The 21513-nt window shown below is 60.4% G+C and carries 19 protein-coding genes; 5 read left to right on the top strand and 14 right to left on the bottom strand.

Annotated elements, in window-relative coordinates; translation table 11 throughout:
* Positions 1–11 precede the first annotated feature (11 nt).
* Positions 12–950 (top strand): dihydrodipicolinate synthase family protein, encoded by a 939-nt coding sequence (locus tag ACE04I_RS05885; protein WP_046793273.1) that lies wholly within the window; start codon positions 12–14, stop codon positions 948–950.
* A gap of 16 nt (positions 951–966) precedes the next feature.
* Here the strand turns inward: ACE04I_RS05885 and ACE04I_RS05880 are convergent, their stop codons facing one another.
* The 4 genes from ACE04I_RS05880 to proV form a co-directional block, all read right to left on the bottom strand.
* Positions 967–1275, bottom strand: coding sequence for a helix-turn-helix domain-containing protein (locus tag ACE04I_RS05880; protein ID WP_487206741.1), 309 nt, complete (start codon positions 1273–1275; stop codon positions 967–969).
* A gap of 72 nt (positions 1276–1347) precedes the next feature.
* Complete coding sequence (locus ACE04I_RS05875) at positions 1348–2223, bottom strand: glycine betaine ABC transporter substrate-binding protein (RefSeq protein WP_046793272.1); 876 nt, start codon at positions 2221–2223, stop codon at positions 1348–1350.
* 61 nt (positions 2224–2284) lie between these two features.
* Positions 2285–3166, bottom strand: coding sequence for an ABC transporter permease (locus ACE04I_RS05870; RefSeq protein ID WP_046793271.1), 882 nt, complete (start codon positions 3164–3166; stop codon positions 2285–2287).
* A gap of 23 nt (positions 3167–3189) precedes the next feature.
* Entirely contained in the window at positions 3190–4422 is a 1233-nt protein-coding gene (gene proV, locus ACE04I_RS05865; RefSeq protein WP_046793270.1) for a glycine betaine/L-proline ABC transporter ATP-binding protein ProV, read from the bottom strand.
* 563 nt (positions 4423–4985) lie between these two features.
* Between proV and ACE04I_RS05860 the strand changes: the two genes are divergently transcribed.
* The 3 genes from ACE04I_RS05860 (at position 4986) to ACE04I_RS05850 (ending at position 9870) form a co-directional block, all read left to right on the top strand.
* On the top strand, positions 4986–6629 hold the full coding sequence (locus tag ACE04I_RS05860; protein WP_046793269.1) for an alpha/beta hydrolase: 1644 nt from the start codon (positions 4986–4988) through the stop codon (positions 6627–6629).
* A 251-nt stretch (positions 6630–6880) separates the two neighbouring features.
* The gene (locus ACE04I_RS05855) at positions 6881–8968 is read left to right on the top strand and encodes an ATP-binding protein (protein WP_487206740.1); all 2088 of its coding nucleotides are present in this window, start codon (positions 6881–6883) and stop codon (positions 8966–8968) included.
* Positions 8968–9870, top strand: a complete 903-nt coding sequence (locus ACE04I_RS05850; protein ID WP_487206739.1) for a response regulator — start codon at positions 8968–8970, stop codon at positions 9868–9870. The genes ACE04I_RS05855 and ACE04I_RS05850 overlap by 1 nt, the downstream gene beginning before the upstream one ends.
* Before the next feature lie 20 nt (positions 9871–9890).
* On the opposite strand, the gene ACE04I_RS05845 is transcribed toward ACE04I_RS05850, so the two are convergent.
* The 9 genes from ACE04I_RS05845 to ACE04I_RS05805 form a co-directional block, all read right to left on the bottom strand.
* Complete coding sequence (locus ACE04I_RS05845) at positions 9891–11306, bottom strand: coiled-coil domain-containing protein (protein WP_046793267.1); 1416 nt, start codon at positions 11304–11306, stop codon at positions 9891–9893.
* A gap of 5 nt (positions 11307–11311) precedes the next feature.
* The gene (locus ACE04I_RS05840) at positions 11312–12280 is read right to left on the bottom strand and encodes a DUF6384 family protein (protein ID WP_046793266.1); all 969 of its coding nucleotides are present in this window, start codon (positions 12278–12280) and stop codon (positions 11312–11314) included.
* Positions 12273–13451, bottom strand: a complete 1179-nt coding sequence (locus ACE04I_RS05835) for a hypothetical protein (protein WP_046793265.1) — start codon at positions 13449–13451, stop codon at positions 12273–12275. The genes ACE04I_RS05840 and ACE04I_RS05835 overlap by 8 nt, the downstream gene beginning before the upstream one ends.
* A 257-nt stretch (positions 13452–13708) precedes the next feature.
* Positions 13709–14545: a GNAT family N-acetyltransferase gene (locus ACE04I_RS05830; RefSeq protein WP_487206738.1), complete on the bottom strand. Its 837-nt coding sequence runs from the start codon at positions 14543–14545 to the stop codon at positions 13709–13711.
* On the bottom strand, positions 14542–15288 hold the full coding sequence (locus ACE04I_RS05825; protein ID WP_046793263.1) for an aspartate/glutamate racemase family protein: 747 nt from the start codon (positions 15286–15288) through the stop codon (positions 14542–14544). The genes ACE04I_RS05830 and ACE04I_RS05825 overlap by 4 nt, the downstream gene beginning before the upstream one ends.
* Before the next feature lie 5 nt (positions 15289–15293).
* The gene (locus ACE04I_RS05820; protein ID WP_046793262.1) at positions 15294–16112 is read right to left on the bottom strand and encodes an ABC transporter permease; all 819 of its coding nucleotides are present in this window, start codon (positions 16110–16112) and stop codon (positions 15294–15296) included.
* A gap of 3 nt (positions 16113–16115) precedes the next feature.
* Positions 16116–17027: an ABC transporter permease gene (locus ACE04I_RS05815; protein ID WP_046793261.1), complete on the bottom strand. Its 912-nt coding sequence runs from the start codon at positions 17025–17027 to the stop codon at positions 16116–16118.
* An 83-nt stretch (positions 17028–17110) separates the two neighbouring features.
* Positions 17111–18403: an ABC transporter substrate-binding protein gene (locus tag ACE04I_RS05810; protein ID WP_046793260.1), complete on the bottom strand. Its 1293-nt coding sequence runs from the start codon at positions 18401–18403 to the stop codon at positions 17111–17113.
* A 34-nt stretch (positions 18404–18437) separates the two neighbouring features.
* On the bottom strand, positions 18438–19529 hold the full coding sequence (locus ACE04I_RS05805; RefSeq protein WP_487206737.1) for an ABC transporter ATP-binding protein: 1092 nt from the start codon (positions 19527–19529) through the stop codon (positions 18438–18440).
* A gap of 251 nt (positions 19530–19780) precedes the next feature.
* Between ACE04I_RS05805 and ACE04I_RS05800 the strand changes: the two genes are divergently transcribed.
* Entirely contained in the window at positions 19781–20491 is a 711-nt protein-coding gene (locus tag ACE04I_RS05800; protein WP_046793691.1) for a GntR family transcriptional regulator, read from the top strand.
* 11 nt (positions 20492–20502) lie between these two features.
* Here ACE04I_RS05800 and doeB read toward each other — a convergent pair whose 3' ends face one another.
* Positions 20503–21510 (bottom strand): N(2)-acetyl-L-2,4-diaminobutanoate deacetylase DoeB, encoded by a 1008-nt coding sequence (gene doeB, locus ACE04I_RS05795; RefSeq protein WP_487206736.1) that lies wholly within the window; start codon positions 21508–21510, stop codon positions 20503–20505.
* Between the last annotated feature and the right edge of the window lie 3 nt (positions 21511–21513).

The following is a 21513-nucleotide window of genomic DNA, read 5'->3' as shown; positions in this document are numbered from 1 at the left end:
GGAAAAGGATAGTGACAGCAAGAGCACGCCGGCATCCGATTGCCGGCAATTGGGCAAGCCTTCTTCTTCCGATTGTGGCGGACGGCAGCATCGATTTTGGAAAACTGGCAGAAGAAATCGACCTCCTGATCAAGGCCGGCGTCGACGGCATCTATTCGAACGGGACGGCGGGCGAATTCCATAACCAGACAGAGGCGGAATTCGGCCGCATCCAGGAAATCCTGGCCGAACGATGCAGAAGTTCCGGCATGCCCTTCGTGATCGGCGCCTGCCAGCCGGACGCCACCATCATGCTCGGCCGCGTGCGCCGGATGGTATCACTCAAGCCTATGGCAATCCAGGTTATTCTGCCGGACTGGTGGCCGCTTTCCGATCCCGAGGCGATCGATTTCCTGAAGCGCATCGCAGAGGGTGCCGACGGAATTCCACTGATCCTCTACAATCCGCCCCATGCAAAGCGGGTGCTTTCACCGAAGGAGCTTGCCGAGGTCTGCGGCCCCTGCCCTTCTGTCGTCGGCATCAAGCTCGCCGATGGCGACGAGCGCTGGTATGAGGAGGCTCGTTCGCATCTGTCGGAATTCGCGCTCTTCGTACCTGGCCATCACCTGGCCACGGGTATCAAGCATGGGATTGCAGCCGGCGCCTTTTCCAACGTGGCGTGTCTCAGTCCGCGCGGGGCGCAGAACTGGACGGAACTCATGCGGACCGATCTCGATAAGGCTCTGGAAATGGAAGGACGCATCTGCGCCTTCATGGACAATCACATCGTCCCGTTCCGCCGCGATCACGGCTTTTCCAATGCTGCCCTCGACAAGCTGCTCTGCGGGATCGGCGGCTGGGGGCCCGTCGGGACGCGGCTTCGCTGGCCCTACCGATGGATCGAGGAGCGCGAGGCGATCCGCCTGCGCGAGATCGCGCGCTCGGAAATCCCCGAATTCATTTCCGATTGAGCCGGCAATCTGCCCTCTAGTGGAACCGGCTGGAGCTATTGACCACAAACCGGGCCTTATCTTCGAAACCATCCCATGACGGTCCGATGCCCCTGCCGCTCAAGAGCCAGGCAAGGCTTACCTGTAAGACGCCGGCAATCTTGTCCAGCCGGTTAGCGCGCGGCGCGGCGCGATCGTTTTCCCAGTCCTGCCAGGTTTCCGGCGTGACGCCGATAATCGCGGAAATCTCTTCGACGGAGACATTCAACGCATCGCGCGCAAGCGAAATGCGGCCACCGATCGTATCGTCTTCGGCGGATGCCGAAACCTGTTGTCCATCATACATGCTGAAGCGCTCCACCGGATTGAGCTGAGAAAGCGGCTCCGCGGATGGTTTCCGCGGAGCCGTCAACGAGGCCTAGCCTTCGTTTCCACCGAGCCAGGCTTTCACCTGGTCCGGGTGGTCGGTGATGTATTTCTCGACAGCTGCGTCGTAGGAGGTTTCCTGCGCATTGAACATCGCCGCCTCCAGATCCGAGATCGGCAGCTTCATCCGGGAAAGGAACTCGGCGACCTTGGGATTGTCCTCCTTGAAGCCCTGGCGAGCGAGGATGTCGACATGCTCGGCTTCGCCGAGGGATTTATTCGGATCCTCGATATAGCGAAGCTCATACTTGCCGAACATCCAATGCGGGCTCCATGAGGTCGCGACGAACCATTTCTCCGACCGCATGGCGCGATCGACGGAGGTCAGCATGCCAGCCTCGCTGGAAATCTGCAGCTTGTAATCGTCGAGACCGTAGTCCTTGATTGCCTGTTCGGAAAGACGCGTCAGGCCGGCACCGGGGTCGATCCCGAGCACCTGGTTTCCGAGCTGTTCCTTGACGTCGTCCTTCTTGAGATCCTCGATGGAAGCGATCGCATCCTCTGGAACGTATTTCGGGACGACCCAGCCGAGCTTTGCTCCGTCATAGACGGTGCCGAGCGTCTCGACCTTGTCCTTCACCTTGGCGAAATAATCGGCATGCGTCTGCGGAAGCCAGGCCATCATCATGGCATCGAGATCGCCGCGACTGACGCCCTGATAGAGCGGCGCCACATCCGTCTGGACCAGTTCGACCTCTTGACCGAGCTCGTCCTTGATGAGCTTTGCCGCGAGCTTGGTGACGAATTCGGCGTCCGACCAGGCAGCCCAGCCGATCTTCACCGGCTTGGCGTCCTGCGCCATCGCCCCGGTGGTCGCGCTGCCGAAGAGAACGGCAGCGAGGCTCATTGTAACGAGTGTCTTGAACATATCTGCTCCTTTTTTGAAGGTTCGCATGCGGCGGCAAGCCGCCATTAACGAGCGCTGCGGATCAGGCGGGAGCTTCCGCCACCTTCTGCTGCGCCGTATTCCGGAAAAGCACGCGCCAGATGCCGGCACTCTGCTTTCCGAGGCTTTGGGTGATCCGGTCGAGGATCACGGCAAGGATGACGACGGCGATGCCGCCTTCGAAACCGGTTCCGACATCGAGACGCTGGATGCCGGTGAGCACCGTATTGCCGATGCCGCCCGCCCCGATCATGGAGGCGATCACCACCATCGAGAGCGCCAGCATGATGGTCTGGTTGATGCCCGCCATGATGGAGGGCATGGCATTCGGGAGTTGCACCTTGAACAGCAATTGCGAGGACGTGCAGCCGAAGGCATTGCCGGCCTCGATGAACTCCGCATGCACCTGGCGAATGCCTAGATTGGTCAGCCGGACGACCGGCGGCATGGAGAAGATGACCGTCGCGATCGTCCCGGGCACAGCGCCAAGACCGAAGAACATGGCGGCCGGAATGAGATAGACGAAGGCCGGCATGGTCTGCATCAGGTCCAGCACCGGCCTCGTCACGGCCGCAAAGCGGTCGCCGCGCGCCATTGCGATCCCAAGCGGCAGGCCGATCAGCATGGCGATCAATGTCGAGGCAATGACCAGCGACAGGGTCTCCATCATCGGCGACCAGAGCTGCATGTGGTCGACGAGCCAGAGGGAGGCGGCCGTGAAGACACCGAAGCCGAAGCTCACGCGCCACAGTGCCAGTGCTACGAAAATGGCAATCCCTACGGGCATTGGAATAGCGAGCAGCGCATCCTGGATGCCGCCGGTGACCAGACCGATCGCGGCCGCGATGAAATCGAGGACCGGCGCGAAATTGTCGAGAATGTAATTGACGGCGGCATCGATGCCGTCACCGAGATCGAAGTTCATGTGTCTTTCCGTTCTGCTGGTGTTCAGCCGGCGCGGTCGAGCGTCTCGAGAAGGGCCGATTTGCTGATCGAACCGATATAGCGGTTATCGTCATCCACCACGGGCACCGGCCAGGCGCTGGCGGCAACCTTGCCCAGCACGTTCGACAGCGGCTCGCTGGCGAAAACCGGCGCGGCTTCGGGCAGGAAGGCGCTACGGTAGGGATCGGCGGCGCCGCCGCGGACCTTCTCGATCAACGAGCTCTGGCTCACCACGCCATGATAGGTCTTGTCACGACCGACGATGATGGCGAACTCGCGATCGAAATTCTTCATTCGCTCCAAGGCCGCAGCGGCCGAGACACCCTGCCGTTCGATAATGGTCACCTGCGTCTTGCGGGCAATGTCACCGGCCTTGAAGACCTGGCTGACATCGACATTGCGGAAGAAGGAGCGGACATAGTCATTGGCCGGATTGAGCACGATCTCGTCGGGCGTGCCCACCTGAACCACATTGCCGTTCTGCATGATGCAGATGCGGTCGCCGATCCGCATCGCCTCATCGAGATCGTGGCTGACGAAGACGATCGTGCGGCTGTGTTCGGCCTGAAGGCGAACGAGCTCGTCCTGCATTTCCGCGCGGATCAGCGGGTCGAGAGCCGAAAACGCCTCGTCCATCAGGAGAATGGTCGGCTCGCTGGCAAGCGCACGGGCAAGGCCCACACGCTGCTTCATGCCGCCTGAGAGCTGGTCCGGGCGGCTATCTGCGTAGCCGGCGAGCCCGACGGCGTCCAATGCGGCATTCGCCTTCTCTTTTCGCTCGGCCTCACCGACGCCTGCAACCTCCAGCCCGAAGGCGGCGTTGTTGAGCACGGTGCGGTTCGGCAGCAGCGCAAAGGACTGGAAGACCATGCTGATATCGCGACGCCTGACGTCGATCAGCTCGCGGCGGGACATATTGGTGATATCCCGGCCATCGATCTCGATGTTTCCGGACGTCGGCTCGATCAGGCGGTTGAGGAGGCGCAGCAACGTGGATTTTCCGGAACCGGAAAGTCCCATGATGACGAAGATCTCGCCCGCCTTGATATCGAAGCTCGCATCATTGACACCGATCGAACAGCCCGTTGTTGCGAGAATCTCCGATTTGGTCTTGCCCCGCCTAAGAAGATCAAGCGCCTTTTCCGGCCGCTCACCAAAAACCTTGTAGACGTTCTTGATACTGATCTTGGTCGAACTCGGTTCCACCGATGCGTCATTTTCAGTTGCAAAAACCATAAAACTACAGGCCCCGGCTCGACAGCGGAGGCACTCTCCTTCTCGTCAAAACTCAACGGCGCAGAAAGTAAATCTCTACGCTCATCAAGTATTGTATCCAGCATTTTTCAGCGGAATTTATTTCCGCCAGCACAGAATTTCGCTTGCCTCTACATACGAAAATTCTATCGCGAGAGACAGCGATTATGATAGGCGAGGATGCTTGATTGTTGCTTTGGAAGCGACGATCCCCGCAGCGAAAGGTTGCCCTTATTTATGGGAACGATCTTTGAATGTCCATAAAAAAATCAAATTTTGTTATCGCGGCCGCTCTCCAACGGCTGGTTCCACATGCCCGAACCGCCGAGATTTCCGAGCTTCCGGTCCAGTCGTGGGTGGTCGCACGAGGCTCACCTCGCCTCGATGGAAGGCTTCATCTGCACATTTTCCGAAGCCTCCTTGAAGGTGAGACAACGCTTCGGTCCGCGCCGTCTCGACATAGGCATTCGGTGCCGCGTAAAAAGCTCGGGCCTGTTGCCGTCATCCTTCGCCAGTACCATCGGACTATCCAATGAGAGACTGACATGCTGCGTCCCTTCATCACGATGTTTCGTTCCCTCTCCGCCACCGGGATGCTCGTCGGGCTGATCTTCTTCGCAATGTCGCTTACCCCGAGCCTCATGCCGCGGTCCTATCTGGTCCAAGGCGCGCTTTCGGGCGTATGCGCGGCAACCGGATACATGATTGGTGTCGGCCTCTTCTGGCTATGGCGCTACCTTGAGCTCCCCTATCCGGAAGACCGCGAGCAGCGGCTGAAGGGCCTCGTGGCCGCGGCGGGATTGCTGCTCTGCATCTGGTTTCTCTGGCACGCGGTCGGCTGGCAGAATTCGATCCGAACGCTCTGGGCAATGCCGCCGCTCGACAGTGCCGATCCGTTCCGGCTGGCCGCCGTCGCCTCAGTCACCTTCCTTGCTGCGCTTATCCTGGGGCGGATATTCCAGTGGCTGTGCATCCGGCTCTCCGCCCTGCTCAAGCGGTATGTTCCCCGGCGAGTTTCGCTGCTCCTGGGCATCTTGATCGCCTTCGCCATCTTCTGGTCTCTCGGCCAGGGCGTGCTTTTGCGCCTGGCGCTCGATGCCGCCGACGCTTCGTTCCAGCGGCTCGATGCGCTCATCGACGAGGGTACCCTGCAACCAGGATCCGACACGACAGGAAGCGCGTCCTCGCTGATCTCCTGGGAAGGACTTGGGCGGCAGGGAAGGCATTATGTATCCGCCGGTCCAGGCGCCCCGGAAATCGGCAACTTCTGGCGCGAAGCCGCCCTTCAGCCGATCCGCGTCTATGTGGGATTGAACAATGCCGATACCGCGGAAGCGCGGGCGCGGCTTGCCCTGGCAGAACTCCGGCGACAGGGCGGGTTCGAGCGGCGGATACTGGTGGTCATCGCGCCGACCGGAACGGGATGGATTGATCCCGCCGCAATGGATTCGCTCGAATACCTGCACCGGGGAGACGTGGCGAGCGTCGCGCTGCAATATTCCTACCTGACGAGTTGGCTTTCTCTTCTCGTCGAGCCGGATGACGGGCAGGAGTCGGCGCAAGCGCTTTTCAAGGAGATCTACAGCTTCTGGAAGACCCTGCCGAGGCAGAGCCGTCCGCAGCTTTATCTTTACGGCTTGAGTCTCGGTGCATTCAACTCACAACTCGCCACCGACATTTACGACGTCGTGGCCGACCCATTCCAGGGAGCGTTATGGGCCGGGCCTCCTTTTAGGAGCGCAAGATGGCGCTCGGTAACGGCACAAAGAAATCCTGCCTCGCCCGCATGGCTGCCCCGCTTTCGGGATGGTTCGACCATTCGCTTCACCAATCAGTCGAACCACCTGGCGGAAGCGGATGCCGAATGGGGGCCGATCAGGTTCATCTATCTGCAATATGCGAGCGACCCGATCGTTTTCTTCGAGCCGGCTTCCGCGTTCAAGGAGCCGGCCTGGATGCGCGAGCCGCGCGGGCCCGATGTCTCGCGCGATCTGCAGTGGTTACCGATCGTGACCATGCTGCAGCTCCTGTTCGACATGGCGATCGCCACCTCGTCGCCGCTCGGTTTCGGGCATGTCTATGCGCCCGAGCATTATATTGACTGCTGGATTTCGCTGACGGGACCTCCCAATCTTGAAGCTCGCGAGGTTGATCGATTGAAGCAGCTTCTTCGGGCGCGCATGGCCTGAGGAATGTCGGCGGCCGAATATTGGGAAATGAAACTATTTGGCACCGGATCGGAACCGAAAGTTCTGGCGACCGCCATGATTTGATGTCATCGGAACAAACAAACGGATCGGCGCCCGGGGACCGACGGTCCCTGCAAACAGGCTTCCAGTGACAATGCGATTTTTGTTGGCAAAGGACCCCCTGTATTCTATCAATTCGGAGTTGTGGCTACCGCTTCCACGGGCGACGCAGCGCCCCTGATCGAGGAAGAATGAAGGCGTTTAATCAGACTGCCCGCTGGGCGCTGACTGCCTATTGGACGGGTGCAAGCGTCGTCCTCCTCATCGCCGTCGCGCTCGCGGTTTTCATGAGCTGGCGCGACTACAATAATAGTTTCGAAACCGCTGCAAAGAACAATCTCAATCTCGCTGGTGCGTTGGCCGAGCAAACAACGCTCACTTTCGTTAAGCTCGAGGCCCTGGCCAAGGCCGTTATCGAAGACAGATCAGATCCGATCGTTCCTCCAGACCTCTTCTCTGAGGTCCTGAACCGACGGGCCGCCGCCGAACCCGCCGCAAAGGCGATCGTCCTCGTCGACGCCAGCGGCAGGGTCTTTGCCACCAGCAACCCGGCTCATCCCGTCGGTGAGGACCTCTCTCAAACAGCTACCTATCGGGCATTGAGCATTCAGCCCGGACTGCCACGGCATCTCAGCCCATCGTATAGAATTTCCTCCGGCATCGCAGAAAGCCAATGGACGTGGGCGATGGATTTTGCCCAGCGAATCAATGATCTGGACGGCAATTTCGCCGGCTATGTGCTTATCGAGATCGACAAGGCGTCCCTCTACAACTTCTATGTGAACCTGCCGCAGGAAGACGGAAGGGTGATCGGCCTGGTCGGTGAAGACGGCATCATCCGCATTTCCAACAACCAAAGCGTCATCGGAAGCAATATCAAGCCTCTTCTTCATGACGTCTCGGGGGGCGATATCCGCATCGCCAACTCACCACTCACTGGCATTCGGCAGATCTTCGCATACAGCAAGCCCACCGCCGCGCCTCTGCTGGCCTATGTCGGGACGCCGGTCGAGGCCGTCTATGAAGCGTGGCGCGGCCCGGCCCTCATCGTTGCCAGCGCGCTTACGGCTCTCGGCGGCGCCCTTGTCGCCCTCGGCGTGATGCTCGGCAAGTATATCCGCAATCAGAAATTCCTCATTCACAATCGTATCGAAATGGAGCGTGAGCAGCAGGAGCGCGTGTTTCTCGAGGCAATTCTTAATACCGGCGGCGCGTTGGTGGCGGTAACCGATGCCGCCGGAAAGCCCATCGTGGTCAACCCTGCACTCCAGGAATTGTTCGGCCGCGTTGAAACTGGTGAGAGCGGCCAGTTTCGGCTCGCAACGGCTTTGAATAGGGGCGTCGATGAAATCATCGAGCATCTGCCGTTGGAAACGGGCGTCCGGACCATGGACCAGCACGGCCGGATGCGCGAACTTTCATGGACCGTCACCGCCATCCGGGATTCGGCGGGCTCCGTGCGCAACCTCGTTGCGATCGGCTTCGACAACACCGAACGGCGGGAGGCCGAGCTTGCCATCTACCAGTCCGGCAAGCTCATAACTCTCGGAGAAATGGCAACGGGGCTTGCCCATGAGATCAATCAACCGCTTGGCGCCATCGTCCTGACGCTGGATCATATCCAGGCACGGCTGCTGCAGAAAAATGCGGATGCGGCCTTTCTCAGGAAACATCTTGACGCCATGACGGCTCAGGCCGAACGCGCGTCGAGGGTGATCGACCACATGCGCATCTATGGGCGTCGCAGCGACGGCAGCACCTATCCGCTCGACCCCGTGGAGGGGATCGAGGGTGCGCTTACCATCGCCGGCCGGCAGATCGAAAACGCAGGCATCGCGCTTCGCAAAAACTATCAAGCCGGCACGATCTGGATAACGGCAGAGATAACGGCTCTGGAGCAGATCCTGATCAACCTGTTGCTCAATGCGAGAGATGCCATCCTCGAAAAGCACCCACACAGAAAAGACATACAGGACTGGATCGCGATCGATCTCAGCAAGACAGATGATGGCTTCGCTTGCCTCGGCGTTCGCGACAGTGGCGGGGGCATTCCAACCGATGCGATCCACCGCGTGTTCGAACCGTTCTTCACAACCAAGCCTGTCGGCAAGGGCACCGGCCTCGGACTTGCCCTGAGCTACGGGATGGCCAGGAGCCTCGGCGGGCGATTGGAAGTACGCAATGGCGCCGAGGGCGCCGAATTCCTTCTGTTCTTTCCCAAGGCCGAAAAGCCGGAGGAAGAAAGGACAACCGAGATGACAGCGGAAAGGCGGCACTGATGGAATTTGCCGAAAAGCAGCTCGATACCCAGATCCTCCTCGTCGACGACGAGGAACCCTTGCTTGAAATCACCTCCTCGATATTGACGGATGCGGGGCATAAATGTCTGCTCGCGCCCAACGCATCGGAAGCGCTTCGGCAGCTTGAAAACAATGCCGCGATTGCCGTCGTCGTCAGCGACATCCGGATGCCCGAGATGGACGGCATATCGCTGCTGCAGGCGATCCGTAGCCGCTTTGCCGATCGTGACTGGCTACAGGTGCTGTTCGTAACGGGACATGCCACGCTCGACATAGCCGTTGAGGCACTCAGGCTCGATGCCGTCGATTTCCTGCATAAGCCAATTCGCCGCGACGAGCTGCTGGAAGCAGTCGGACGCGCCATCATGCGTTCCAATGCGCAGCGCCGCAGGCGGTTGGGTCGGGACGATTGGCCCTATTCGCTCGACAAGCTGAGCGAGGAAGTCCGACGGCTTGGCACATTGCTCCAGGGGACCGACACGAAGGGATCTGCCGCATCGGCAGCGCGGACAGAAAACCCGCCCGATGCAAAGACCGATACGCAGCGCCTGCTCACGTTGATCCGTACCCGGCAGCTGCGCGAGAAAATGTTCAACGATGAACTCTTCGCCGATCCCGTCTGGCAGATGCTGCTCTATCTCCTAGAGTATCAACTGCAGAACGATGTCATATATCTCACCAATCTGTACATGGCGTCCGGCGTGCCGATATCGACGGCCTCAAGGCGATTGCTGGAGCTGGAGCAGGCCGGGCTTGTCCGGCGCGTGAACGACCCGGCCGACGGACGTCGGCAGATCGTCGCATTGACGCCCGAGGCCATGCAGCGCCTGGTCGGCTATTTCGAGATGCTCGACAAAAAGCTGAGCGAACAGGGAGCCTGAAGACTCGCTCCGCAAGCGGCTCAGAAGCGGCCGCCGGTCCGGAAGCCGCCTCCTCCCGAGGGAGGGCGGATTGGCGGCATGCCCATACCGCCGCCCCAACTGCCGCCTCTGGGCAGCCGCAAGCCGCCGCCGAAGCCGCCGGGAGACCGGGGCATTCGCCGGCGGAAGCCCTCGTTCAAAACGTCTTCTAGATTGCGGGATGAAAGGGCTCCTTTGAGGATGCCGCCGATGACGGTGCCGATCATGTCCTCATTCGTGAACTCACCCAGGGGATCGCCATATCCTCGCTGGCGGAAGTGGCCACGTGCGCGCTCGAGCTCTATCCGTTTCCTACCGAGTTCGGCCGTAGTTCTGCGGACATCCTGGACCTCAGCGTCCGCACGAGCGATCGCCTCGTCGATTTTGCCAAGCTGCTGCACGATCTGCTCGTCTGCCGGGGTCGGCGTCCTGGTTGCTTCCGCATAGAGGACGCGGAGATCCTCTCTGCTCAGCCTTTCGGCCAGTATCTGCACGGCCTGCCGGTAATCGGCATCGCCCGCCGCTTCGGTCTCGCCCGCCTGCTCCTCGTCCAAGGCTGCAAGGTCGGATCTTGCCTTTTCAAGTGCCGTCTCGACCTCGTCCAGCGCCTTTTCCGCGGCCTCGAGTTCCTCTTCCAGCTTCACGATGCCGTCGTTCTCGAGCGCCCGGCGCTCGATGGCACTTCGCTTGGAAATTTCCGCGTCAACCATTTCCGCGACGCGATCGGCATGCTCTCGCAGACGCAGGGGTATCTCGTTGAGCATGTGATAATTGGCCCGGGCGTTTTGATAGCCGAGCAGGCGTGCAATCTTGCCATCGAAATACCGGGTAATGGAGCCTGCGCGGTACTCGGACGTTCCGTAGCCGGCGCGCCACAAATACATGAACAGCGGGTCCTTCTGATAAGGATTGCCCTTGCTTTCCCGATCCGCCTCGGACTGGACGGCCTTGTCGGCGGCTGCCTGGGCCTTTACCTGCGCTTCCGCCACCCTTTGCTGCTGAGCGATCCAGGCAGGATCGGCCTTTATGGCGGCTTCCACCTTGGCTGTGAGTTGATCGATCCGGTCGCCGACCGCCTCCACGACCCTGGCCTTTTCAGCACGGTCCGCTTCTGCCACCGTTGCGGCGACCGTCGCCTTGGCGCGCCGATCGGCGAACTCCGCAAGCCTGTTGCGCCGGCGGGCGATGAGTTCCAGGGCCCTCTGTTCCGCGGCGTTCAGGTCTTGCACAACCTGGTCGCGCGCCAGCGACTCCAGGCGGATTTCGGCAAGCGCCTTGAAATTATCCGCCTTCAGCGTCCGCAGCCGCGCGGCCTCCTCCTCCGCGGAGCGAAGCGTTGCGACCAGCTGATCCTCTTGCGAGCGAACCCCGAGAATAGCGCGCTCTATGGAGGACAATGTTTCACGTCCCGAGATCATCTGCCCTACCATTTCGTGATCGCGCCGCCCGAGACCTGCATCAGATAGCCGGGATCGAGCATGCCGCGTCGTTTTTCTCCAAGTCTGCTGTTCTGGACGATGCCATCATCCATCTTGTCCCGGCGCACGGCGTCAAAGACCGCCTGGGGTACTCTGATGCCCCATTGCGTTACATTCTCGGTGCGGCCGGTTTCCTCGCTTGCGACGGGCAGGCTCAAGGTCTGTCCGTCGGGAGTGACCGCCTCTACGATCAGATAGTAGTTGCGGCTCGCCTGGTTGACGTCCGGAATGCGGTAGACGCCCGTATCCGCCCCCGGCCGGGAGACGATGCGCAATGTATATTCGCGCAAAAGCCGCTCGCGAAGCTGACCCAATCCGGAAATTGCCGCACGGGCAGCCGCGGCATCGCCGGCAGCGATCGCAGCCTGACCATCACCCCTAAGCCGGTCGATCATCTCCCGGGCCTGCGGTTCCTGAGCCTCTCTCGAAGCCCCCTCCGCCGCGGTGGCGAGTGCCTGCGGCAAGGTCTCCGTCAGTTCGATCCGCGTGGCGTCGGCGGCTTGGCGTTCCGCACGCCAGTTCCAGGCCTGCCAGCCCACCCCGGCGATCGCAAGCAACAGTACGAAAGCCGCGACCTTGCCCACAGTGTGCCTGCGCACCCAAAGATTTGCGAGGGTACGGCCAAAGCTCGGCGGCGGCGGCTCGTAAACGAACCGGCTTTCCTTCAGTGCCTTGATACCTTCGTCGAGGATGCGGTCGGTGACCTCCAGCCCCTGTCCCTCATAGATTTGGCGAAGCCGTTTTTTCAGCTCGTCATCGCGCTCTTCCTGGGCCAGTTCCTTGGCGACAAGACCCTCCTGGTGACGGAGCGTATCGACGACATCCATCGCCAGCATCAGGTCATCGAGTTTCGGCGCCGGAGCTTGGCCGCCGGGAATGCTGGGCGGCGGTTCGGCGGATTGGACGTTAGCCATCGATCAGCAGCGCATTGCCCCTTTCCGCAAGCCGCGCAATGCGCCGCTTGCCGTCCTCCACGGCATCGCGAATTTCGTTTGAATTCTGCGTCGCCAGCTTGCGCATTTCCGCGATGATCTCAGTCGAATGTTCCTGGAAGTTGACCACGGAATCAACGAGTTTCTTGACCGCATCGGCGCGGATCGTGGGACCGTAGCCCGCCTTGATCGCTTCTTCCTGCACCTTGCCGCCGATCTCGGCGAGAACCTCGATCGATTTGGAGACCCCCTCCTTCATCTCGTTGAGGGTCTGAGTGGATTCATGCAGGCCGAAGAGGCCCGTGAAGGACGCTTTAAGCGCGGTCAGAACGGATTCATTGGTCGAGAAGAAAGACACCGACTGCTGATAGACCCGCTCCTTGGCATTGGTCGTCTGCATCAGTCTGGCCATGATGACCTCGGAAGTATTGTAGCCGATCGTCAGATTGTCGGCCAAATCCTTGGCGATCTGATAGCGGCCTTCCTCGTTCTGCATCACCCGCAGCTTTTCGTCACGCGCAAGCTCGAGCTTGGCGCGGCCGGCGGGATCGTTGGCGGTGAAGCCTGCCACCTCATCGGAGGCTTTCGTCAAGACACCCTTGGCGTCCTCGAGCTTGGCTTCGGCAGTCTTGAGAACCTCGAGCGCGGAGACCTCCGCCTGCTTCAACGCGCCCCGGAAGTCGCGATAGGCTTCCAGGATCACATGCTCGCGCTCGATATTTTCCTTGGTATCCTTGGCGACCTCGAGATAGGTGTCCTTGATCTCATCGAACCGCGCAGCGACATCGCCGCGGGAAATCTTCATCCAGACATTGGTGGAACGCTCGAAAATATCGAGCTTGCCATCGGAGATCTGGTCGACCATGCGCTTTGCATCGTCACGGATGGAATTGAAGCCCTTGGTGATCTTCTCGTAGCGCTCGCCGATCGACATCTGCGAGATCTGCTCGCGCACCACCTCGTTGAAGAAGCTCATCTGGTCGAGCGTGCGGGTAATCACAGCGACCTTGTCGGGTTCCAGATCGCTGATCTTCTCCAGCAAGCCGACGATTGGCGCCTCTCCGTTCCGCTCCGGGACCAAGCCCAAATCGCGAAGCGATCCCATCGCCTTTTCAAGATATTGCATCGGTGTCTTCCCAACGACATCGCTCATGGCTGCATCTCCCTCGCGAGCAATAGTTGCGGTGAGCTTAGAACAAAACCCATCCCTGTAAACCGGAATCTATGGCGGCTCGCGTGCTTTTCCATAGGCGTGACGGAGGCTTGCTTTCTGCATCTTTAGTGGGGTTCAAACAGTTCGACGACCCGGGAATACAACCACGCTACCGCAGCTATTCCGTAGAAGAGCGATATGAAGGCGTCGTGACAGTGATCTCGCGGATGCGGCACATAGCATCCGGCCGCTCGCAATCAGCCGAGCTCCAGAGTGGAGACCGCAAAAACGCCTAACATCCGCACCGGCGGCGCCGGGCCACGATACATGCGAGCGGTTGCGAACCCCTTTGAAAAGCCGTTGGCTTCCAAGATCCCGGCGAGCTCTGCCTGTAAGACCGGCACGTCGATATGAATGGTTCGGCCTGCGGTCTGCGCCGCACAGGCTTTCAGCAGACACTCCGCATCGGCCGCGGTGTCCGCAAATAGCGGGCCGATCTTGAAGCCGTCATGGCATTTTCGGCAGACGGCATAGCCATGTACGACACCGTCGCGGACCATCACCATGGCAAGTCTCGGCGGCGTCAACCATTGCGCAAGAAAGCCGCTTCTTTCAGCGGGAAAGAAGTGCCGATCATAGCTGACAATGCTTTTTCTCATATCCGGCGAGGCCGCGGCCACATCCCTGCACGCCGCTCCCGGTATGCTGCCGCTCCAGCGAAAGGTCTCGTAATGCGGCTCGAACCCCATGCCCCGATAGTTGGCCTGCTGTTCGGGAACGCCGTCGAGGCCGACCGTCCGGCCTTCAAGATGTGCCATCGCGGCATCCCAAACCCTTCGGCCATAGCCTTTGCCGCGATAGCCTGGATGGGCGATGTAGAGCCCGATGAAACCGAAGTCGTCGCCATATCTCACGGCTGATATGCCTGCCGCCATCTCGTCATCCACGAAACAGCCGATAAAGCCTTGGGGATCGGCCGCGTGGAAAGCGGAGGCGTCGGCAAGACCGGGGTTCCAGCCTTCGATGCGCGCCCAATCCATCAATGTTTCCGTTTCAAAAAGGGTGAGCGATCGAGTGGTTGGAGCAGTCGTCATGATCGGCCGAGTTTCCGGGGCTCGAAATCCTCGAGCATGCCCTTGTAGGATTTCGGGAGGGGTGAAGCATAGGCGCCGCCTTTCGCCGTGGAAAGGCCAAGAGCCACCAACCCCTCGACCTGCTTGACGGCGGCGGCCACGCCATCAACGACCGGCACCCCGAACTCCGCCCTGAGCGCGATGGCGAGATCGGCCATGCCGGCGCAGCCGAGTACGATCGCCTCGGCCTTATCCTCCTCCAGCGCTGCTGCGATTTCTCCGCACAGGCGGACGCGAGCATTGGAATTGGGATCTTCCAGCGAAAGCACCGGAATATCGGCGGCGCGTACCTTTGCTCGGGAGGACATGCCATAGCGGTGCACCAGCGCCTCGACCGGCAGGCGGGAGCGCTCCATTGTCGTCACCACGGTAAAACGTTGCGCAATGAAGGCGGTTGCGGCAAGCGCGGCCTCGCATATGCCGACCACCGGAATATTCGCCAGCGCGCGGGCGGCATCGAGGCCCGTATCGTCGAAGCAGGCGATGACCGCGGCATCGGCGCCCTCCCGCTCGCCCCTGGCGATTTCCAGCAGAAGGCCCGGCAATGCCAGGGCTTCGTCGTAATAGCCTTCGATCGAAGCAGGCCCCATGGACGAGGTTACGGCCAGAATGTCCGTCCCGGCATTGGCGACCTGGCGGGCGGACTCCGCGATCTTGGCCGTCATGCTGGCGGTGGTATTCGGATTGACGACGAGGATACGCATCGGTCTTAGGCCCTAGTCCGGCGCCGGTTAAGATGAACGATGAACCCCAGCGTGCCGGCGATGACAAGCAAGGAAAAGAGCGTCGTCACCGTACCCAGCGCGTAGAGCACCGGTGTCGTCACATTGGTGGTCATGCCGTAGATTTCGAGCGGCAGCGTATTGAAGGTGCCGGCCGTCATCAACGTTCGGGCAAACTCGTCATAGGAAAGCGTGAAGCCGAACAGTCCGACGCCGATGAGGCTCGGCGCGATCATCGGCAATACGACATGGCGGAAGGTCTGCCAGGAGGTGGCGCCGAGATCGCGCGCAGCTTCCTCGTAGGCGGGCGAAAAACGGTTGAAGACGGCAAACATGATGAGCACGCCGAAAGGCAGCGTCCAGGTGAGATGCGCGCCGAAGGCGGACGTGTACCAGGAGGGCTGGAGGCCGAACTGCTGGAAGAGCACGCCGATGCCGAGCGAAATGATGATCGACGGCACGACGAGGCTAGCAACCGCCAGGTAGAAGAGCGCGGTCGAGCCGATGAAACGGCGGCGGAAGGCGAGGCCCGCGAGCAGCGACACGATCACCGTGACGGCCATTACCATCAGGCCGAGCGCCAGCGAACGGCGGAAGGAGCCTCCGAAATCGCCGACCGCCTGGGTTTCGAGCAGGTTGGCGAACCAATGCAGCGACGTGCCGTTCAATGGAAAGGTCAATCCGCCATTCGGCCCCTGGAAGGAGAGGATGAGGATCGCCGACAGAGGCCCATAGAGAAAAAGCACGAAAACGGAAAAGAAGATGGCGAGGATATAGAACTCCCTGGAGCGTTTCTCACGATACATGGATCAAAGCTCCTTGCGGATGTCGACGATGCGCAGGATGCCCGCGACCATCAAAAGAACGAGGACGAGAAGCACCACGGCATTGGCCGCAGCCGCCGGGTATTGGAGTAGCGACATCTGGTTCCTCATCATCAGCGCGATGGAGGCGCTCTGCCCGCCCGACATGACTTGCACGGTGGAGAAATCGGCCATCACCAGCGTCACGACGAAGATCGTGCCGATCGCCATGCCGGGTTTGGCAAGCGGAATGATGATGTTGACGAGAACCTGCCAGCCGCTGGCGCCGGCATCGCGCGCCGCCTCTATCAGGGAGTGATCGATACGCATCAGCGTGTTGAAGATCGGCGTCACCATGAACAGCGCGTAGAGATGCACCATGGCCAGCACCACCGCGAAATCGGAATAGAGAAGCCATTCGATCGGCTGCGGAATGATCCCCGCGTCGATGAGCGTCGTGTTGACCAGACCATTGCGTCCGAGAACCGGAATCCAGGAAATCATGCGGATGATGTTGGAGGTCAGGAAAGGTACGGTGCAGACGAGGAAAAGCACCATCTGCATGGCAGAAGTGCGGATATGGAAGGCGAGGAAATAGGCGACCCAGAAGCCGACGAACAACGTGATCGCCCAGACGAGCAGGGCGAATTTCAGCGTGTTGAGATAGATTTTCCACGTGACCCAGGAGCCGAGCGTCTCGGCATAGTTGAAGGTCACGAAATCCGGGTACATCCGGGCGAAATCGTAGTCCCAGAAACTGACGACCGCGATCATCAGGATGGGCACGAGCAGGAAGGCGCCGAGAATGGCTGCAAGCGGCGCTGCCTGAAGATAAGAGATCAATCCCGACGGCAAACGGAGGCTTTTGGCTCCCGTGCTTTCGATCTTTTCCGTTTCCGAGGAGGTCATCGTCGCCATTTCATCTTCTTCTTTGGAAGGGTAGCAGGGCGTGCCAAGCTTCCCTCCCCGCTTGGCGGGGAGGGAACAGGTTGGCGAATGCCTCAAGCCGCGATGAATTCGTTCCAGCGGCGGACCATGTAGCGGTCCTCGTCCATGACCGAATTCCAGCAGGCGACCTTGCCCATGCGCTCCTCAAAGGAGCCGCCATCGCGCACTGCGCCTGCCTTTTCCATGACTTTGCCGTCGGGGCCGAGAATATCGCCCTGGGCAGGCTTGCCTTCGACCCAGAAGCCCCATTCGTCGGCGCTCATATGTTGCTTTGCGGTTTCCATCGCCGCCGAATAATAGCCCTGTCGATTCAGATAGGCTCCGACCCAGCCGGAGAGGTACCAATTGATATATTCATAGGCCGCGTCGAGCTGCGCACCCTTGAGATGCGCGGCAAGTCCCAGCCCGCCGCCCCAGGCGCGGTAGCCTTCCTTGAGCGGCTGATAGACGCAGGGAATGCCCTTGGAGCGGACGGCCGCGACAGCGGGCGACCACATGGATTGTATGACCACTTCCCCGGAAGCCATCAGATTGACGCTCTCGTCGAACGATTTCCAGAAGGCGCGGAATTGGCCGTCCTGCTTGGCCTTGATGAGGAAGTCGATCGTCTTGTCGATCTCCTCGGTGGTCATGTTGCCTTTGTCGGCATATTTGAGCTCGCCCATCGCCTCCATGATCATGGCAGCATCCATGATGCCGATCGAAGGGATGTTGAGGATCGAGGTCTTGCCCTTGTAGGCCGGATCCATGAGGTCCGCCCAGGTGGTGATCTCGCGACCGACAAGATCCGGGCGGATGCCGAGCGTATCGGCATTGTAGATGGTCGGCACCATCGTCATCCACTCGGTCGGTTCCGTGGCGAATGTCTTTGCCTCCTGGCTTTCGACAAAGCCTACGGTGTGAGGCGCGGTGCCCTGGGCGACGACGCTTTCGGGCGTCAGCTTACCGTTGACGAAGAGCGGCACGATCTTGTCGAAATATTTCAGCTTCTTCACGTCCATCGGCTGCAGGACGCCTGCCGGATAGACTTTCTTGGCAATCCAGTATTCGACGTCGGCGACATCGTAGGAATTCGGCTGCGTGACGGCCCTTTGCGCGGCGGCGTCGGAATCCGTGGCCGTCATCTCAAGCGTGATTCCGAGGTCTTCCTTGCACTTTTGTGCGATCGCATTCAGGTTCGAGACGCCGGTGCCGAACTGGCGCAAGGTGATCGGGTTCTGAGCCCAGATGGTGGGAAATCCGGTGATCGCGCCGGAGCCGGCAGCCAGACCTGCCGCCGCAGACGCCGTCTTCAGGAGCGATCGGCGGGAGATTCCTTTGGCCTTCTTCTTTTGAGTATCGATCATTGCTGTTCTCCTCTGTTGGGTTTTTGTTTCGATATCAGTGACGTTTCGGGCTGCCGAGAACGATGGCGTCCTGGCGCTCCCAGGCGAGCGGGATCGCTTCGCCGACCTTCACGGGGTGGGCGAAATATTCCGTGTCACCCAAGATGGCGGTGAAATCCTCGATGCCGTCGCCGTTTACCGACAGTTTCACCGAGGAGCCGCGATATTCGATGTTGGTGACCGATCCAGTGAAACCGAGGCCCAGCTCCGCCGGCTGGCCGATCCGGACACGATCGGTGCGAATGGCGATATCTGCGGCATCGCGAAGGGTCTGCGCCCCCCCATCAGCAAGGAATTCTCCGCCCCCAGGAACACCGAGAAGAAGACGCTCGGCCTTGTGTTCGATCACCCGGCCGGAGATCACGTTGTGGTCACCCATGAAGCGGGCCACGAAAGGTGTCGCTGGGCGTTCGAACACTATGCGCGGGTGGGCGGCCTGCTCGATGCGGCCGTCGTTCATCACCACGATAAGATCGGCAAGCGCCATGGCTTCTTCCTGGCTGTGCGTCACATGCACGAAAGTGATGCCAAGCGAGGTCTGGAGCTTCTTGAGTTCTGCCCGCATGCGGATTTTGAGAAAGGGATCGAGCGCCGAAAGCGGCTCATCGAGCAACAGCGCCTCTGGGTCGGTGATGAGCGCACGGGCGAGCGCCACACGCTGTTGCTGGCCTCCGGAAAGCTGGGCCGGGCGGCGGGTCGCATAGGCTTCAAGCTGCATCAGGCGCAGCATATCGAGCGCCTTTGCGCGGCGCTGATCCCTATCGACACCCTTCATCTTGAGGCTGAAGGCGACATTGTCGACCAGATCGAGATGGGGAAACAGGGCATAGGACTGGAACATCATGGCCGTGCCGCGGCGCGCCGGCGGCAAATCGGTTACCACGGTATTTCCGAGCCGTATATCGCCGCTCGATATCGTTTCGTGGCCGGCAATCATGCGCAGCGTCGAGGTCTTTCCGCAGCCGGAGGGCCCGAGCAGGCAGCAATAACTGCCTGCCGGAATCTTCAGGCTTATGGACTGCACGGCCGTCGTGGAACCATAGATTTTTGAGACAGAGGCGATATCGATTTCGGCTGCTTTACTCATCCGCACGCTCCTTTGCGTCGGCTACCGCGATGCATGGAGCATGCCAAATCCATCAAGTCCTTGAAGAAGCGTATACTTCCGGGAGCGACGGGACGGCGGCGGTTTCGATGGCTTGCGCAATGCGCAAAAAACAAGCGGCTGTCTTCGATCTACTGCAAAAATTGTATGCAATCTTCTTCTGTATCGCTGACAAAAGCCGCTTGGTTTTGCCGCGGGGCCGCGATACAAACGCTGAGACAGCGGACCTGAACATGAATATCGGCGAAAAAATCGTTCTCACCGAAGCAGCGCCCGAGGACCGCTCGGCCGCGATCCGGGAAGCCCTGCGCGACGCGATCATCGACAGGCGGCTTGCACCAGGCACCAAGCTTTCGGAAGCCGAGGTCGGCTCCCTGTTCGACGTCAGCCGAACGGTCGCCCGCGCAGCACTTCAGATACTCGCCTTCGAGGGCTTGGTGACGATCGAGAGGAACCGCGGCGCCTTCGTCTCGAACCCGTCTCCGGAAGAGGCCCGTCAGATCTTCGCCTCACGGCGTCTTATCGAGCCCGGCATCATCGCCGCGGCGGTGGAACGCATCACCGCCGAGGATATCGAGCAGTTCCGCCGGCTGCTGGATGAAGAGGCGCGCTATATGAACGAGCGTGGCCCTGCGGCGCGGCGTGCCGAGATCAAGGCATCCGGCGAGTTTCACCTGATGCTGGCCAGACTTTCCGGAAATACGATCCTCGAGCGTTTCATGGACGAACTGGTCGCCAGATCCTCGCTGGTGATCGCCATCTATGGGCGTTCCGGCATCTCGAGCTGCGGCCACGGCGAGCACGCCGCTATTGTCGAAGCGTTGGAGAAGCGCGATGCGGCGCGCACGAGCCAGCTCATGCTTCACCACATCGATCATATCGAAGCCGATCTCGACCTTCGCCTGCAGGAAGGCATGGCATTGCGCAATGCTTTAGGCTTCTAGAGAGCGCTGTTTCAGCCAACGACGACGGCGATCACCGATACACAATCCCCAGCTTTCACGAGGCCTGGGAAATGCCGGGCGCAGAGAATGCCGTCCATCTTGGCGCGGATTTCATGCGGAGCCGCACCCGTTCGTCCTGTCGGATAAATGCGTGCGACAACGGCGTTCCTGGTTATCTGGTCGCCGAGATCGAAGACGGGTTCGATCAAGCCGTTCTCCTGCGCAAAGGAAAAGCAATCGCCATCCGGCATGTCGAGCCAGGTCGTGGAACTGCTCTCGGGGCTCCCTGCGACGATACCCGCACGGCGCAGCGTGTTCATGACGCCGCGCTTGGCAATCCCGGCGCTTTTCGCCGTGGCAGTTCCTCCGCCGCCGAGCTCGGTGGTGATGAAGACCTTTCCCATCTCCTCGGCGGCGGTGTCGTACATGCCGACCGCATCGATCTCGAGCATCTTCATCGAATATGGCGCCGAGAACGCCTTCACCAGTTCGAAGGCACGGGCTTCCTGTTCCTTGTCCGGCAAGACATGTGCGGCGCAGAAAGGCAGGAAGTCCAGCGTCTTGCCGCCGGAATGGAAATCCAGCACGATATCGGCGCGGGGCAGCAGTTCGCGTTGGAAGTAATCGGCGATCTTCTGCGTCACCGTCCCGTCCGGACGACCCGGAAAGCTGCGGTTCAGGTTGCCCTTGTCTATCGGCGAGGTCCGGGTGCCGGCCAGGAAGGCGGGATAATTCATCGCCGGCACGATGATCACCGTGCCGCTGACATCCTCTGCCTCAAGGCTGCGGGCGAGATCGAAGAGCGCGATCGGCCCTTCGTATTCGTCGCCGTGATTGCCGCCGGTCAGGAGCGCCGTTGGCCCGTCGCCGTTGCGGATAACCGTAATGGGGATCATCACCGATCCCCATGCGGAATCATCGCGGCTGTAGGGCAGCCGCAAGAAACCGTGCTGTACGCCTTCGGCATCCAGATCCACCGTAGGGCTGATCGGTGACGGCCGCAAAGCCAAGTTGCTCATTAT

This window comes from Rhizobium moroccans (assembly GCF_057559155.1).
This window is presented reverse-complemented; position numbering and strand designations above follow the sequence as displayed.